This window comes from Sinorhizobium sp. BJ1 (genome assembly GCF_002531555.1).
GTDB classification, from domain to species: Bacteria; Pseudomonadota; Alphaproteobacteria; order Rhizobiales; family Rhizobiaceae; genus Sinorhizobium; species Sinorhizobium fredii_B.
The window spans coordinates 55,232-71,056 of sequence record NZ_NWTH01000003.1 but is presented as its reverse complement, the minus strand read 5'-3'; the positions used below and the strand labels follow the sequence as shown (position 1 = coordinate 71,056).

Sequence of the window (15,825 nt, the reverse complement as noted above, 5' to 3'; positions counted from 1 at the left end):
GAACATCTCACAGTTGTGCCTGCAATTAACACTTGCGTTACCATGTTCCTTTACCTTCCGGCTGAATGCGGAAGCTTTGGGGTAGGGCATGTCGAGCGTCGGCGGTCAGCAGGATGTGGATATCGATCTCGGCGGACTCTTTCGCGCCATCTGGCGGCGTCGCGCCCGCGTCTTGCTCGCGACCGTGGGTGCCGCGGCGATTGCTTTTGGGGCGGCGAAGATGGTCGCACCGGCCTATGAGAGCGAGACGCGCGTCCTGATCGAATCGCGCGAGCCGGAATTCAGCGGTCCGAACCAGACTTCTCAGACGGGTGCGGATCGAATGTTCGACGAGTCCGGCATCGCCAGCCAGGTCCAAGTGCTGCGTTCCGCCGACCTCATCAAGCAGGTGGCCCGAAATATGACGCTGCACGAGCTGGAGGAGTTCGACCCGTCCGCGCAGCCTTCTGCCATTTCCGATCTATTGGTCATGCTGGGGCTCAAGAAGAACCCGCTCGAATTGCCGCCCGAAGAACGGATCCTGAATGCGTTCAATTCGAAGCTGCAGGTCTATCAGGTCGAGAAGTCGCGGGTGATCGCCATTGCGTTCACATCGAAGGATTCGAAACTCGCTGCGGCCATTCCGAACGAGATGGCCGAGGTCTATCTCTCGCTGCAGAGCGGCGCGAAGCTCGACTCCAACTCGGAGGCCAGCCGCTGGCTGGAGCCGGAAATCGCCAACCTGGGGGAAAAGGTTCGTGAGGCGGAGGCCAAGGTCGCCGCGTATCGGGCCGAATCGGGTTTGCTTCCGACCGGCGAGACGGAGAATTTTGCGACCCGGCAGCTCACCGATATTTCAACCGAGTTGGCGCGGATCCGGGCGGAAAGGGCGAATACGGCGGCGCGTGCCGAAGGCGTGCGTGCAGCGCTTGCCGGCGGCCGCTCGGTCGATACGCTCACCGACATCGTCGGTTCGCCGATGATCCAGCGGCTGAAGGAGAGCCAGGCCAGCCTGCAGGCGCAGATCGCCGATCTGTCTACGGCGCTGCTCGACGGTCATCCCCGACTGAAGGGGCTGAAATCACAACTCGAAGGCATTCGGGCGCAGATTCGTGCGGAGACGCGGAAAATCCTCTCCAGCCTCGAAAACGAGGCGCAGGTGGGTCAACTCCGCGAGCAGCAATTGCTTCAGCAGTTGAACGCGTTGAAGGCGCAGTCGGCGCAGGCGGGCGAAGAAGAAGTGGGGCTCCGCGCCCTCGAACGGGAGGCGGCAGCCCAGCGCCAGCTTCTGGAAACCTATCTCGCCCGTTACCGGGAAGCGACATCGCGAACCGTCGCGAACGCAACGCCCGCCGATGCACGGGTGATATCGAATGCCGTGGTCCCGACCACTGCGACCTTTCCCAAGGTCTTCCCGATCACGATCGTCGCGGCACTTGCAAGCTTCCTGATCAGCTGCGTCGTCATCATGCTGGGCGAACTCTTCAGCGGCAGGGCACTGAGGCCGGTGTCAAGTTCCGGAAGGATGTCCGAGACTACCGCTGCGGCAACGCCGCTTGTCGTGGACGAGGCGCCGGCACTCATTGTCGCGGTCGAAGCACCCGCCGAGGACGAGCAGCAGGAGCACGAGGCAAGCGGTGCCGCAGAGCACGACTTCTCGATCGAGTCGGTTGCCGACCACCTGCTTGGCAATGACATCCGGGTTGCCGTTTCCGTGTCGCCGGGAGGCGACGAGGGATCGACGGCAACGGTGATGCTTGCGCGTCTGCTCGCCGAAGAGGAACACAAGGTCGTGCTCATCGACCTTTCCGGCTCGGCCTGCCCGACGCGGCTGATGGCCCAGTCGCTGCATCTGCCCGGAATCACGAACCTGCTGTCGGGCGAGGTCGCCTTCACGGAGACGATCCATGCGGACAGATTTTCCGAGGCCCATGTCATCCCGCAAGGCGATGCCGATCCCCACGCGGCGATGCGCGGCATCGAGCGCCTGCAGATGATCATCGACGCGCTGACGAGTGCCTATGATCTGGTGCTGGTCGAGTGCGGTGCTGCGGACGCGGCTTCCATCGCCAAGGTGGCGCGGCGCGACGACGTCGAGATCATCCTTTCGGCGCCCTCGGTCACCGAGGAAAAGATCATCGAGGAACTCACAAGCTTCGGCGAGGCCGGCTACCGCGACATCGTTTTGATGACCGGCGGGGCGGAAAGCGGCCCGGAGCTTCCCGATCGCCGCGCGGCCTGAAACAGGCCGCAGACTCGGCCGTCGGCTGGTCTGATCTAGTCTTCCGCGCTTTCTGCAGCAGCGCGCAACATCTGGCGCCGTCGTCTCTGCACGAAGGCATAGAGGGTTGTGTTCGCTTTTATGGCGCGCTTGGCGCGGACTACGGCGCGATGCAGGCCTGCTGCCGCATATCCGCGCAGCGTCAGCGGCAGGGTGATGTCCCGCAAGCCGGTTTCCATCGTGCACCACGATCGCTTGTAGGGCTGGTCGCCGATGCCGAAGTCGAAGAGCGCGACGCCTTCACCGCAGAGACGTTCGATCACCCGGTAGAACAGCAATTCGCCCGGGCTGCTGTCGGCCGCGATCGTGTCGTCGATCGAACCAAACTGGCAGATGACGTGGTCGCCTTTTCGCGACAGGCCGGTCACGGCGATGATCCGGCCCTGATGTTCCCCCTTGAGGCGGATCGCGTTGAGTTCCAGCAGCCTGTCGCCATCGCATTGCCGATCGATCAACAGGCGGAAGAAGGCGCGTGTCTCCGAATTGTCGAACACATCCGGCAGGCCCTGGGCCTCCAACCGCGCGGTTTTCTGCCGGAAGAACGTCTCCAGCAGCGCTTGCGCCTCCGCAGGTTCACGGGCAATCACATAGTCGTAGCCGCCGAGCTCCGCGAGGCGCCTTTCGGAAAGACGCATTTTCTTGCGCCGGCGCTTTGCGTTGAGCTGGGCGAGCGTGCGGTCCATGTCGCCGGCGAGCCCGAGCTGGAAAGAGGCGTTCGGATTGGCGATCCCGGGCAGGGCTGCGAGCGGATGAGGCAGGCCGCGCCACACTGCCGGCGTTTTTTCGAGCGTAGCCACATCGGCGTGACTGCGAAGCGCGCGACGGAGTCCCCCGGTCAGCACGCGCCTGAGTTCGTCCCGCGGCACGCGCTCGATGTCGGCGGCAAAGAGCCCGGTGTTGAGATTGCTGTGCCCGGTCGCGATCAGCCGGGCGGTGCGGAAGAAGCGACCTATTTCGACCTCGAACGGCAGGAGGAAGAGCAGTTGCTTCCCGATAGCGCCGCGCACGATAAGCAATCGGCTCTCATGCGCGCTCTTCCAGGCCGCGCACCAGTCGAAGCTCTGATGCAGGGAGTTCAACCTGTTTGCATCGAGCGCACGCCAATCCGCCTCGAGCACCGCCATATCGTGATGCACGGACAGCGTGATGCGGTCCGCGTTGCGACTTTGAGCAAGCGGTCGCATTGGACCCTCGAGCGTCGATTGCCCGCTCGGCGAGGCAAGGGTGAAATAGGAGTTGGCCATCTCTCGGATCGTTCAGCATGCTTCGTATCTCGATTGGACGGCAAAAATTGCTACATCCCCTTAATGTCTGCATCGGCTTCGTCCGCGAGCGGAAACGCGGTTAGCAAAGCATGAAGCGATCGCTTCACCGTCGGCTTGGAAATCGTCACCGGAGCGTTACATCACGCAGCCGATACGAACGTCTCGAGGAACTGCAACTGTGGACCTGCTGATGATGCCGAGCCATGCCCTGCCTGACCCCGAGGCCAAGTTTCCGGTCACGGAATTTCCGCGGATCGGATTTCTGAAGAACATCGTGCGTTCGCCGCTGGTCGAGGTCGGAGATTACAGCTACTACGACGATCCGGACGGGCCCGACCGTTTCGAGGAGAAGTGCGTCCTCTATCACTATGACTTCGTCGGAGATCGGCTGGTGATCGGGCGGTTCTGTGCGGTCGCGACGGGCGTTCAGTTCATCATGAACGGCGCCAACCACGCGCTCGGCGGCTTTTCGACCTTTCCGTTCGGCATATTTCCGGGTGCCTGGCGCGAGGGCTTCGATCCGGCCGCCTATGCGACGGGCCATCGCGGCGACACCACGATCGGCAACGCTGTCTGGCTCGGCATGGAGGCGACGGTTCTGCCGGGCGTCACCATCGGCGACGGCGCGATCGTGGCGGCAAAATCGGTGGTTACGAAGGATGTGCCTGCTTACGCGATCGTCGCCGGCAATCCGGCAAAGGCAGTCAGGACGCGGTTCCCGGCCTCGACCGTCGAGCGATTGCGGGCGATTGCCTGGTGGAACTGGCCGGTCGACAAGGTGACGCGCAACATTGCGGCGATCATCGGCGCGGACATCGCGGCGCTCGAAAGTGCGGTATAGCCTCAGGCCAGAAAGCCGGTCGCGAGCGCGGCTGCCCATTCGGGTCGGTTGCGATCGGCGGCAAGGCGCGACATCGCCATGTGGTCATAGCGCACGCAGCGGAAGCTGACGCTCCAATCGATCCCGTCATGCTCCATGACGGCATATCGCGCGTCCGGCGAGCCGGTTTCGACCTTATGCGCGACGGGCTGGTCATCGTCGTAGCCAGGGCAGCCGACGCTGCCGGGATTGACGAGAAGGCGCCCGTCCGCCAGCCGCACCGCCCGCGGAATATGCGTATGGCCGCAGAGGATCACCGGGTAGTCGATGCCCTCGGCGAAAGTCTCGATCGCCCTGCGCGCCGCCATGTGGACGACTCCATTGTCCGTCAGCGCCTCCATCCAGTAGGTCTCGTCACTCGTGGGCGTGCCGTGGCAGAGAAAGAAGGTGTCGCGATAGACGAGCGTTTCGGGAAGCGTAGCGAGCCAAGACTTATGGCGCGGCTCGAGCTCGTCATAGGCTGCACGGTCGGACAGTCCCATTTCGTTCGGGTCAAGCATCAGAAGGTAGCGATCATGATTGCCGCGGATCGAAGGCATCTTGCGCCCGATCAGAATGTCGGCGGTGCGTGCGGCATTGAGCGGGCCGCTCAGATGGTCGCCCAGATTGACGATCTCGTCGATGCCCTGAGCGCCGATGTCCGCAAGCACCGCCTCGAGCGCCAGATCGTTGCCGTGAATATCGGAGATGACGGCGATCTTCATTTAGGTGCGCCTCAGTCGGTCAGTGATTGTTTGCAGGCTTTTCCATCCATTTGATGATCAACATCGCCGGAAGGATCCACAGGAGCCCGGTGAACAAGAAATAGAGAAGATGCACCCACCAGGGCGACGCGCCGAGGAGGAGGGAGGCAAAGGTGACCGCCGCCAGCGCATAGACGACGACAAGAATGATGATGAGGATGGTGCCGATCAGTTTTCTGAGGCGTGGAGGCATTGGACTTCTTTCGAATGACGGCAACCGAGCGGGATGAGGAAAGTGCGTGCGCTTACCGCTCGCATCCCCCTTTTGCTCAGAATCAGCCGCGACGGCATGCCGCAAAGGCTTTGGCCTTGTTTTGCACGGCGCTCTGGTGCAAATCAACGGCTTTCGGACCGGCTCGGCAGGCAACCCGTTGATTGCGAGGTCGCGGCCGACAAGCGAGGAAGACGTCATGGCGCATGCCGACCTGGCAACGGAACAGACGCTGCGGAGCGAGATCGACAGGACCGAGCGCAATCGCCGGCAGATCCGCGGCTGGCTCGCCGTCGTCCTGTTTGCGCTGTTTGCCCTGGTGATCGTCGGCGGCGCGACGCGCTTGACCGAGTCCGGCCTGTCGATCACCGAGTGGAAGCCGATCCATGGCGTCGTTCCGCCCTTGTCCGCGGAGGAATGGGAGGAGGAATTCCGCCTCTACCAACGCATTCCCCAGTATGAGCAGATGAACAAGGGAATGACGGTCGAGGCGTTCAAGACGATCTTCTGGTGGGAATGGGCGCACCGACTTCTGGCCCGCTCCATCGGGGTGATTTTCGCCCTGCCGCTTCTCTTTTTCTGGCTGGCGGGGCGGGTCGAGCGGCGACTGCGACTGCCGCTCCTCGGTATCCTGGCGCTCGGGGGCTTCCAAGGCTTTATCGGCTGGTGGATGGTCTCCTCGGGACTTGTCGAACGGACCGAAGTCAGCCAATACCGCCTTGCCACGCACCTGGTCATCGCCTGTTTGATCTTTGCCGCCTGCATGTGGATCTACCGCGGGCTTTCTCCGCATTCCGGCGACGCGGCGCCGACGAAAAGATCGCAAACGATGGCCGGCATCATCGCCGCCATGAGCCTCTTCCAGATCTATCTCGGCGCTCTGGTCGCCGGTCTCGACGCTGGTTTGAGCTACAACACCTGGCCGCTGATGGATGGCGCCTTCATGCCGGGAGATCTCTTCGTGCAGCAGCCGGCCTGGATCAACCTGTTCGAGAACCCAAAGATGGTGCAATTCCTGCACCGCGCCGGCGCCTACCTGCTTTTTGCCCTGGTCCTTGCGCACATGGCGGTGTCCTTGCGCGCTGCGCCCGGCACAACGCACGCACGCCGTACCGTGCTTCTTTTTGCGCTGGTGACAGTTCAGGCAGTGATCGGGGTCACCACGCTTCTTCTGCAGGTGCCGATCGGCTGGGGCGTGCTGCACCAGGCGGGCGCGCTAGTCGTGCTCGGCTTCGCGATCGCCCATTGGCGCGGTTTCGTCGGCGAATATCCGAGGCCGACCGCCATTGAAGTTCGCGACTGATCAATCTTCGCTTTGGACAAACAAAAACCCCGGCAGAGGTGACTGCCGGGGTTTCTTTTTTGAGCCCCTATCAGGCCGACAGCATCAGATCCATGTTCTGGACGGCGGCACCCGAGGCCCCTTTGCCGAGGTTGTCGAGCAGCGCAACAAGGTTCACATGCGCACCGCCGCTGGTCCCGAAGACGAAGAGCTTCATCGTGTCCTTGCCGGCAAGTTCGGTCGCGTCGATCCGGGCGATCTGCGCGCTTTCGGCAAGCGGAACCACCTCGACGATCGACTGGCCGGCATAATGCTCGACGAGCGCGGCATGGATAGTTTCGAGCGTCGCTCCGGCGGCGAGGTCGTCGAGGTAGAGCGGCACTTGGACGATCATGCCCTGCGGGAACTTGCCGACGGACGGAGAAAAGATCGGCGCGCGCTCCAGCAGGCCGTGTATCTTCATTTCCGGCACATGCTTGTGCTTGAGCGGGAGCCCGTAGAGGAAGTGCGGCGCGCTGATGTGGTCGGCGTGATGCTCGTCTTCCATCTGCGCAATCATCTGCTTGCCTCCGCCGGTATAGCCGGAGACGGCGTTGACGGTCACCGGGTAGCCGTCCGGCACGACGCCTGCCTGGCGTAGCGGCCGGATCAGGCCGATCGCCCCGGTCGGGTAGCAGCCAGGATTGGAGACGTGGCGCGCATCGCGGATCTTGGCAGGCTGTGTCTTGTCCATCTCGGCAAAGCCATAGGCCCAGTCGGGCGCGACGCGATGCGCGGTCGACGTGTCGATGATGCGGACGCGATTGTTGCCGGCGACCATGGCGACCGCTTCTCGAGAGGCGTCGTCTGGCAGGCAGAGGATGGCAACGTCGGCGCCGTTCAAGAGGTCTTCACGCATTGTCGCGTTGCGGCGCTCCGCTTCCGGGATCGACAGGAGTTCGAGGTCCGAGCGACCGGCCATGCGCGAACGGATCTGCAGGCCCGTCGTGCCGTGTTCGCCATCGATGAAGATCTTCGGTTTCATGATTTTCGTGCTCCTGCAGACGGTTACCGAGGTTTCCGGAATCAATCTTGCATAGAATTGAATCAGTTTCTTGGGAGGCAGGCGATCAGCCGCGCCGTTCCGCGAGCCATTCGGCCCGCAGGCCCAGCATATACATGGCGATGGTCGAGCCAGCAATGGCGGTCAGGTCGGCATGGTCATAGGCAGGTGCTACCTCGACCACGTCGCTTCCGGCGATATGCAACGCTCCAAGCTTGCGCAGCACTGAGAGGATCTTGGCGCTCGACGGACCGCCCGCGACCGGTGTACCGGTGCCCGGTGCGTGGGCCGGGTCGAGGCAGTCGATGTCGAAGGTCAGGTAGGCCGAAGCGCTGTCGACATGCCGGATGATCGTGTCTGCGATCTCCTCGGCACGCATCTCCTCCACCTCGTAGCCGTAGACGATCCGAATGCCGCAATCATCGGGGGCGTGCGTGCGAATACCGATCTGGATCGAACGCTCGACGTCGATCAGCCCCTCGCGCGCGGCCCGGCCGACGAAGGAGCCATGGTCGATGCGGCCCTTCTCGTCCGGCCAGGTATCCTGGTGGGCGTCGAACTGTACGAGGGCGAGGGGCCCGTGAAGCGCCGCATGGGCCTTGAGGATTGGATAGGTGACGAAGTGGTCGCCGCCGAGCGTCAGCAGATAGGCGCCGGATTTCAGAATCTTCGCCGCCTCCCGCTCGATCGTGGCCGGCGTCTTGGCGTGGTTGCCGTAGTCGAGCAGGCAATCGCCGTAGTCGATCGTCGCCATGTCGGCGAAGAGGTCGCGTTGAAACGGATACTGCGGATCGTTGTCGAAGATCGCCGATGCCCGGCGGATCGCCTGCGGGCCGAAACGGGCGCCGGGACGGTTCGAGGTCGCGGCGTCGAAGGGAATGCCCCAGACGACGGCGTCCACGCCTCGCAACTGCTTGGAATATTTCCGGCGCATAAAGGAAAGCACGCCGGCATGGGTTGGGTCGGAGGCAGCCGACGCAAGGGACCTCGCGGTGATCGCGTGGTCGATCGTCTTGTTTGCCATGCCGTACCCTCCGGTGAAATCGGCGAGACGATGGACAATCCGTTCCGGCAAGGCAAGCGCGTGCCGCCAAAATCATGTCCATTTGACTGCAACGAAAAAGGCCGGGACAAGCCCGGCCTTCGAAATGCAGTCTCTGCGAGCGATCAGCGCTTCGAGAACTGGAACGAACGGCGTGCCTTGGCGCGGCCGTACTTCTTACGCTCGACAACGCGGCTGTCGCGGGTGAGGAAGCCGCCACGCTTCAGAACGGAGCGCAGGCCCGGTTCGAAGTAGGTCAGCGCCTTGGCAATGCCGTGACGAACGGCACCGGCCTGGCCGGAGAGACCGCCGCCGGCAACGGTTGCGTCGATGTCGAACTGGCCGTCACGGGCAGCAGCAACGACCGGCTGCTGCAGGATCATCTGCAGAACCGGGCGGGCGAAGTAAGCCGAGAACGGCTTGCCGTTGACGGTGATCTTGCCGGAGCCGGCCTTGATCCAAACGCGGGCGACGGCGTCCTTGCGCTTGCCGGTCGCGTAGGAGCGGCCCTGCGCGTCGACCTTCTTGACGTGAACCGGAGCGGCCGGTTCCGCGGTCGTGGCGATATCCTTGAGGGCAGAAAGGTCAGCCATTATCAGGCGCTCCTTGTGTTCTTGCTGTTCAGCTTGGCGACGTCGAAGACGGCCGGCTGCTGTGCTTCATGCGGGTGGTTGGAGCCGGCGTAAACACGCAGGTTCTTCATCTGGCGGCGGCCGAGCGGGCCACGCGGAACCATGCGCTCAACGGCCTTCTCGATGACGCGCTCCGGGAAGCGGCCTTCGATGATCTGGCGCGCGGTGCGCTCCTTGATGCCGCCGGGATAGCCGGTGTGCCAGTAGTACTTCTTGTCGGTGTACTTCTTGCCGGTGAGCACGGCCTTCTCGGCGTTGATCACGATGACGTTGTCGCCGTCGTCGACGTGGGGCGTGAAGGTGGCCTTATGCTTGCCGCGCAGGCGGTTTGCGATGATGGAAGCGAGGCGACCGACAACGAGGCCTTCGGCGTCGATGAGGATCCACTTCTTCTCCACCTCTGCAGGCTTCTGAACGAAGGTTGCCATATCTAAACTCTTTCGTTGGACCCGGTATCAGGCCGGGCGTTTCTTGTTGCTTGCTTTGGCCCCGATGAGGCCAAAAAAGAAGGCGGCCCGAATAGGACCGCGATCTGCGGCAGCTTATACGGAAGCGCAGAAGCAAGGTCAAGAACAGAGTTTTTTAGATCGTCGGACAAAATGCAAAGAAATCAAATGCTTGATAATGTGGTCTTTTGATACCACACATCAGCGGGGTGGAATCGAGTAGGTCGCGGTTGCGTGAGCCACCAAAGCGTCGCCCTCGACGGGCTTGATCGACGCGTCGAGAACGGCGAGCCGCTTGCCAAGCTTCAGAATCCGGCAGGTGCATTCGAGCGGTTCGGGATCGGGCTTCCTAAGAAAGTTGATGTTGAGGTTGGTGGTGACCGCAAGCGCGACCGGACCGATATGTGCAATCAGCGCGATATAGGCCGAGACGTCGGCAAGCGCGAACAGCGTCGGCCCGGAGACCGTTCCGCCGGGCCGGACATGGCGCTCGTTCGGGTCGAGCCGCATCGTCGCAAAACCTGGCCCGGCGCCGGTCACGGCAAAGACCTTGCCGTCGGTGTGCACCTGCGGGAAATCCGTGTCGAGAAAGCGATTGAGTTCCTCGACGGTCATGATCGGCTGCAAGGTCATGCGCGCCCCTCCATACTGACTGCCGTTACAGGACGTCTCTGCCTGTCGCGCAAGCCGGAAAATGGTCTTAGGCGGGAAATGCTGCCGGGGTTGAAAGACCGGTGACGGCGGCGTACCACGGGCAGACCCTACGGCCAATCGGGAGAAGACCATGGCGGACGTCGTTGCATTTAAAAAGGAAGAGCCGAACGGCCTGTTGCTGCGAGAGACGAACGGCCCCGTCTTGCGGCTGACGCTCAACAATCCTCCAGCCAACGCGCTGTCGATCGCGCTCCTGCAGGCGCTCGCGGCTGAACTCGACGCTGTTGCCATGTCGAAGGAGATCAAGGTTGTCGTCATAGCTGCTACCGGCAAGGTCTTCTCGGCCGGGCACGACTTGAAAGAGATGACCTTGCATCGCGCCGACGAGGATGGCGGAAAGGGTTTCTTCGAACGCGCCATCCGCCTGGCGGCCGACATCATGCTGAAGATCACGAAGCTGCCACAGGCGGTCATCGCCGAGATCGACGGCCTCGCGACGGCGGCTGGCTGCCAACTGGTCGCGAGCTGCGATCTCGGGATCTGCACCGACAGCTCGACCTTCTGCACACCGGGCGTGAATATCGGCCTCTTTTGTTCGACGCCGATGGTGGCGTTGTCGCGCGCCGCGCATCGCAAGCAGGCGATGGAGATGCTGCTGACCGGCGAGACGATCGACGCCGGGACGGCCAAGGATTTCGGCCTCGTCAACCGCATCGTGCCGCAGCAATATCTGCGCCAGGTGGTCGACAAATACGCCGCTGTCATCGCCTCCAAGTCGCCGCAGGCCCTGAAGATCGGCAAGGAAGCCTTCTACCGCCAGGCCGAATTGCCGCTCGCCGACGCCTACGACTATGCGGTCGGCGTGATGGTCGAGAACATGCTGGCGAATGACGCGCAGGAAGGGATCGGCGCGTTCCTCGGCAAGCGGATGCCGGAGTGGAAGGAAGACTAGGCAAGCCTCAGCAGCAAGGCCCCAAGAGCGATCACGCTGGCGGCGACAATGCGCCAGACGCTGACGCGTTCCTTGAGAAAGACGACGGAGATCACCACGGCAAAGAGGATCGCCGTTTCGCGAAGCGCCGCGACGGTCGCCACTGGCGCCTTGGTCATCGCCCAGAGCGCCAGGCCATAAGCGCCGATCGAACCGGCGCCGCCGATCAGACCGCGCCACCAGTGGTGATGGACGTGCCGCAACACCGGCTTGACGCCGCGGCTTGCGAACGCCCAGGCGAAGAGAAGCACCGGCGGCAGCAGCGCCATCCACAGCGTGTAGGAGATCGCATTGCCCGATACCCGCGCGCCGATGCCATCGACGAACGTATAGCTCGCAATCACGCAGGCATTTGAGAGCGCCAGTGCGATGGCCTGTTTGCCGCCCCTGCGCGACTCGAAGGCAAGCGTCAGCACGCCCGCCGAGATTGTCAGGATGCCCGCGAGGGCTCCGCCGGTCAGATGCTCGCCAATGACGATGCTGCTCGTGGCGGCGACGATGAGCGGCGCAACGCCGCGCATCAGCGGATAGACGAGGCCGATGTCGCCGGCGCGATAGGAGGCAGCGACGAGCTGGAAATAGGCGAACTGAAGGACTGCCGAAACGAGGATGTAGGGCCAGGCTTCGGAATTGGGCAGCGGCATGAAGGGCAGGAAAGGCAGCGCCACGACCGCGGCGCCAAGCGCCACCATGGCGGCATCCAGCGACTTCTCCGAGCCCGCCTTGACGAGCGCGTTCCAGATCGCGTGCAGCAGCGCCCCGAAGAGCACGAGCGCAATGACATCGAGCGGCAAGATGAACCTCAGCGGGCGATTTGGAAGGAAATCTCGACGTTTGTCGCTTTGGCTGGCTCGAAATGCAACCGGATTCGATGGATCGGCGTTGAGATGGTGGCAACCGGCAACGAAACGGTGCAAATACCCTGGCGCGAACACAGGCTCGGTTGACTCGGCGTCATGGGGCGCCAACTATCCGCGCAACCAATAGCAATTCCCGGACGTGCAAGCATGAACCACGATGTCTACCCGGATCACTACCTCGCTGACATCCTGCGCGAGACCAAGACCATCGCGCTCGTAGGCGCGTCGCCGAAGGCAGAGCGTCCGAGCCACCGCGTCATGGCTTTCCTGCTACGCAAGGGCTACCGCGTCATCCCGGTCAATCCCGGTCATGCGGGCCGGGCGATCCTCGACCAGACCGTTGTGGCGAGGCTCGCGGATATTCAGGAGCCGATAGACATGGTCGACGTCTTTCGCGCCGCTCATGCCTTGCCTGCTTTGGTCGACGAAATCCTGGCGCTGCCGAACCTCCCGAAGGCGATCTGGGGTCAATTGTCGGTCCGCGACGACAAGGCGGCCGAAAAGGCCGAGGCTGCCGGCATCAACGTGGTCATGGACCGCTGTCCGGCGATTGAATACCCCCGCCTGATCGGTTGATCGATGAAGCCATGGAGGAATGAATGACGAAGGCCGGCCCCGGTTTCAGCACGCTCGCCGTCCATGCGGGGGCCCAGCCCGACTCGACGACGGGCGCGCGGGCAACACCGATCTACCAGACGACCAGCTTCGTCTTCAACGATGCGGATCACGCGGCCGCGCTCTTCGGCCTGCAGCAGTTCGGCAACATCTACACGCGCATCATGAACCCGACGCAAGCCGTGCTGGAAGAGCGCATCGCTGCGCTCGAAGGCGGAACGGCGGCATTGGCGGTCGCCTCCGGGCATGCGGCCCAGCTCCTCGTCTTCCATACGATCATGAGCCCAGGAGATAACTTCGTTGCCGCAAGGCAGCTTTACGGTGGCTCCGTCAACCAGTTCGGCCAATCCTTCAAGTCCTTCGACTGGCAGGTCCGCTGGGCAGATTCCGCCGACCCGGAAAGCTTTGAAACGCAGATCGATGAGCGAACAAGGGCCATCTTCATCGAAGGCCTTGCCAATCCCCGCGGCCTGTTCGTCGATATAGCCGCCATTGCCGAAGTCGCACGCCGGCACGGGTTGCCGCTCATCGTCGACAACACGATGGCGACGCCCTATCTGCTGCGACCGCTGGAGCACGGCGCCGATATCATCGTCCACTCGCTCACCAAGTTCATCGGCGGCCATGGCAACTCGATGGGCGGGATCATCGTCGACGGCGGCACGTTCGACTGGTCGAAATCCGGGAAATATCCGCTCCTCTCCGAGCCGCGTCCTGAATATGGCGGCGTTGTGCTACTCGAGGCCTTCGGCAATTTCGCCTTTGCGATCGCCGCGCGTGTACTGGGTCTCCGGGATTTCGGCCCGGCGATCTCGCCTTTCAATGCCTTCCTGATCCAGACCGGGGTCGAGACGTTGCCACTCAGGATGCAGCGCCATTGCGACAATGCGCTCGCCGTCGCGAAATGGCTGAAGGGCCAGGAAAAGGTCTCCTGGGTCCGCTATGCCGGGCTCGAGGACGACCCAAACCATGCGCTTCAGAAGCGCTATTCGCCGAAAGGGGCTGGTGCCGTCTTCACCTTTGGTCTTTCGGGTGGATACGAGGCGGGAAAGCGCTTCGTCGAAGGCCTCGAGATGTTTTCGCACCTTGCCAATATCGGCGACACCCGGTCGCTGGTCATCCACCCCGCCTCGACAACCCACCGGCAACTGACGCCGGAACAGCAGGTTGCGGCAGGAGCGGGGCCTGATGTCGTGCGCCTTTCGATCGGCATCGAAGATGTCGATGATATCATCGCCGACCTGGGACAGGCGCTCGCAAAGATCTGAACCGCAGGCGACCGCTGCGTCGCGCCGACAGAGGTGCCCCATGAGTCACATGCTGAAATTCGACCTTTCCTCGGCCGAGGCCGAGATCGGCGCCCCGGCACCGGACCGGCTGATTTCCGGAAACCCGGAGTTCCGCACCTGGAATTTTGAAGAAGCGCCGGGAGGGCTTTACGCCGGCATCTGGGAGGCGACACCCGGAAAGTGGCGGATCGTCTATGACGAATGGGAATATTTCCACATCCTCTCCGGCCATTCGATCGTAACCGAAGATGGAGGCGAATCCGTCCACCTCAAGGCCGGCGACAGCATGATCCTGCGGCCGGGTTTTACGGGGACATGGGAGGTCGTCGTGACGACCCGCAAGGATTACGTGATCCGGCTCTGACGCGCGGCAACTCCCTCGGCTCGCCTAGTCACCCGCCGTTGGCGCCGACGTCGTTCGTCGGATCGTCGTTGCGGATGAGGCTGTCTGATCCGCCTTCGAGCTTGTTGTTACGCACCACGTTGTTCTGCGCGAAATCGAGATTGCTGGCGCTACTGCCGAACGGGTAGGCCGGATCCGTGAAGCAATAGCTGCTGCTGCCGTTGCGCGAATTCAGCCAGACGGCCGGCTTTACGAGAAACGAAGACCGATAGCGGAAGGTGTTGCCGACGATCTGATTGTGCTGCGGTTTCTGGTGGCGGATGACGCCGCCTTCGCCGCAGTTGCGGTAGACGAATACGCCGCCATTGTCGGAGTGTTCGAAGATGTTGTTGGTGATGCGGTTGTTCGCCGAGCCGTCGATTGCGATCAGTTCCCGCTTCTCCGTGGATATGCCGAAGACGTTGTTGCTGATCGTGTTGCCTGAGGACTCGGCGTCAAGATAGACGGCGACGGCTGTCGACCGGCCATTGACTTTCGAGTTGACGAGAGCCGCGTTGGTGACGCCGGGTCCAACATAGAAGGGGATGCCATCGGGTGCGTCGAAGGTGACGTTCTCGAGCCGCGCATTCTTCGGAGCAGAGGTTTGAGCAAATGCCGTGTGGTCGGGATTTCGTGACGACGCTTTCATGACCGCGCCATTAGCGTTCTCGCCAAGCCCGGAGATGCGGACGAAGCCCTTGATCCTGCAATTGCGGATCGTGACGCTCGATGGCGCATCCCAGGGGCCGGAGCCGGTTTTTCTGGAGCGAATGGCGACAGCGGTCTTCTCTTTGCGCGATTCGCCTGCGCTGACATCGAGCGTTCCGCCGCCGCAGTCGAGCACCGATCCGGAAGCGGCACTTCCCTCGAAGACCAGCGGATGGGTGATGACATCGGCCGCGGACAGGCGAAGGCTGCAGGCGAGCGTGATCGGATTGCTTCCGGGCGCCTTTAGCTTGGATTGGACCTCCGCGCCGCAATCCGGTTTTGCTTCGACATTCTCCACTGGCGGCGTGGGCGGAACCGTCGACGAGTCAGTTGGTGTCGAGGGTGTGGTCGGCTGACCCAACTCAGGTTGCGTAACCGAATACCGGGGCGGACCCCTGAAAGCCGCATCGGCGACCGTCGCCAGATCGTTCTGGCAGCCGCTCAAGGCAAGGCCGATGAAAACCAGGCTTGTGAACTTGATCGGCGGCATGGCAGGCTCCTGTCGCGGTTCCGTTCAGACCCG

17 protein-coding genes are annotated in these 15,825 nt (G+C 62.7%); 7 read left to right on the top strand and 10 right to left on the bottom strand.

Annotated elements, in window-relative coordinates; all coding sequences use genetic code 11:
• Positions 1-88: 88 nt before the first annotated feature.
• On the top strand, positions 89-2,221 hold the full coding sequence (locus tag CO676_RS03625; RefSeq protein ID WP_097519691.1) for an exopolysaccharide transport family protein: 2,133 nt from the start codon (positions 89-91) through the stop codon (positions 2,219-2,221).
• A gap of 35 nt (positions 2,222-2,256) precedes the next feature.
• On the opposite strand, the gene CO676_RS03620 is transcribed toward CO676_RS03625, so the two are convergent.
• The gene (locus tag CO676_RS03620; RefSeq protein ID WP_245424258.1) at positions 2,257-3,444 is read right to left on the bottom strand and encodes a GNAT family N-acetyltransferase; all 1,188 of its coding nucleotides are present in this window, start codon (positions 3,442-3,444) and stop codon (positions 2,257-2,259) included.
• A 274-nt stretch (positions 3,445-3,718) separates the two neighbouring features.
• Between CO676_RS03620 and CO676_RS03615 the strand changes: the two genes are divergently transcribed.
• Entirely contained in the window at positions 3,719-4,366 is a 648-nt protein-coding gene (locus CO676_RS03615) for a CatB-related O-acetyltransferase (protein ID WP_097519934.1), read from the top strand.
• A gap of 2 nt (positions 4,367-4,368) precedes the next feature.
• On the opposite strand, the gene CO676_RS03610 is transcribed toward CO676_RS03615, so the two are convergent.
• Together CO676_RS03610 and CO676_RS03605 are read right to left on the bottom strand one after the other, a co-directional pair.
• On the bottom strand, positions 4,369-5,109 hold the full coding sequence (locus CO676_RS03610) for a metallophosphoesterase family protein (protein ID WP_014763993.1): 741 nt from the start codon (positions 5,107-5,109) through the stop codon (positions 4,369-4,371).
• Positions 5,110-5,128: 19 nt separating this feature from the next.
• Complete coding sequence (locus tag CO676_RS03605; RefSeq protein WP_041414285.1) at positions 5,129-5,341, bottom strand: DUF2842 domain-containing protein; 213 nt, start codon at positions 5,339-5,341, stop codon at positions 5,129-5,131.
• A gap of 217 nt (positions 5,342-5,558) precedes the next feature.
• Between CO676_RS03605 and CO676_RS03600 the strand changes: the two genes are divergently transcribed.
• The gene (locus CO676_RS03600) at positions 5,559-6,662 is read left to right on the top strand and encodes a COX15/CtaA family protein (protein WP_097519689.1); all 1,104 of its coding nucleotides are present in this window, start codon (positions 5,559-5,561) and stop codon (positions 6,660-6,662) included.
• 70 nt (positions 6,663-6,732) lie between these two features.
• Here the strand turns inward: CO676_RS03600 and argC are convergent, their stop codons facing one another.
• From argC to CO676_RS03575, 5 genes are all read right to left on the bottom strand, one after another.
• The gene (gene argC, locus CO676_RS03595) at positions 6,733-7,665 is read right to left on the bottom strand and encodes an N-acetyl-gamma-glutamyl-phosphate reductase (protein ID WP_097519688.1); all 933 of its coding nucleotides are present in this window, start codon (positions 7,663-7,665) and stop codon (positions 6,733-6,735) included.
• 85 nt (positions 7,666-7,750) lie between these two features.
• Positions 7,751-8,707 carry an agmatinase gene (gene speB / locus CO676_RS03590; RefSeq protein WP_014763997.1) on the bottom strand — a complete coding sequence of 319 codons (957 nt, stop codon included), beginning with the start codon at positions 8,705-8,707 and terminating at the stop codon, positions 7,751-7,753.
• A gap of 143 nt (positions 8,708-8,850) precedes the next feature.
• Complete coding sequence (gene rpsI, locus CO676_RS03585; RefSeq protein ID WP_014763998.1) at positions 8,851-9,318, bottom strand: 30S ribosomal protein S9; 468 nt, start codon at positions 9,316-9,318, stop codon at positions 8,851-8,853.
• A gap of 2 nt (positions 9,319-9,320) precedes the next feature.
• Entirely contained in the window at positions 9,321-9,785 is a 465-nt protein-coding gene (gene rplM / locus CO676_RS03580) for a 50S ribosomal protein L13 (RefSeq protein ID WP_014763999.1), read from the bottom strand.
• Positions 9,786-10,004: 219 nt separating this feature from the next.
• Positions 10,005-10,436: a PaaI family thioesterase gene (locus tag CO676_RS03575; RefSeq protein ID WP_097519687.1), complete on the bottom strand. Its 432-nt coding sequence runs from the start codon at positions 10,434-10,436 to the stop codon at positions 10,005-10,007.
• Between the two features lie 151 nt (positions 10,437-10,587).
• On the opposite strand from CO676_RS03575, the gene CO676_RS03570 reads away from it, so the two are divergent.
• Positions 10,588-11,409 carry an enoyl-CoA hydratase gene (locus tag CO676_RS03570; RefSeq protein WP_097519686.1) on the top strand — a complete coding sequence of 274 codons (822 nt, stop codon included), beginning with the start codon at positions 10,588-10,590 and terminating at the stop codon, positions 11,407-11,409.
• Here CO676_RS03570 and CO676_RS03565 read toward each other — a convergent pair.
• Positions 11,406-12,242 carry a DMT family transporter gene (locus CO676_RS03565; RefSeq protein WP_097519685.1) on the bottom strand — a complete coding sequence of 279 codons (837 nt, stop codon included), beginning with the start codon at positions 12,240-12,242 and terminating at the stop codon, positions 11,406-11,408. The two genes, CO676_RS03570 and CO676_RS03565, sit on opposite strands and share 4 nt — an antisense overlap.
• 213 nt (positions 12,243-12,455) lie before the next feature.
• Between CO676_RS03565 and CO676_RS03560 the strand changes: the two genes are divergently transcribed.
• From CO676_RS03560 to CO676_RS03550, 3 genes are read left to right on the top strand one after another with little or no spacing between them, the layout of a single operon-like run.
• Positions 12,456-12,884, top strand: coding sequence for a CoA-binding protein (locus tag CO676_RS03560; RefSeq protein ID WP_097519684.1), 429 nt, complete (start codon positions 12,456-12,458; stop codon positions 12,882-12,884).
• Between the two features lie 23 nt (positions 12,885-12,907).
• The gene (locus tag CO676_RS03555) at positions 12,908-14,191 is read left to right on the top strand and encodes an O-acetylhomoserine aminocarboxypropyltransferase (RefSeq protein WP_097519683.1); all 1,284 of its coding nucleotides are present in this window, start codon (positions 12,908-12,910) and stop codon (positions 14,189-14,191) included.
• Positions 14,192-14,231: 40 nt separating this feature from the next.
• Positions 14,232-14,576 carry a cupin domain-containing protein gene (locus tag CO676_RS03550; protein WP_097519682.1) on the top strand — a complete coding sequence of 115 codons (345 nt, stop codon included), beginning with the start codon at positions 14,232-14,234 and terminating at the stop codon, positions 14,574-14,576.
• Positions 14,577-14,604: 28 nt separating this feature from the next.
• Here the strand turns inward: CO676_RS03550 and CO676_RS03545 are convergent, their stop codons facing one another.
• Entirely contained in the window at positions 14,605-15,792 is a 1,188-nt protein-coding gene (locus tag CO676_RS03545; protein ID WP_097519681.1) for a right-handed parallel beta-helix repeat-containing protein, read from the bottom strand.
• Between the last annotated feature and the right edge of the window lie 33 nt (positions 15,793-15,825).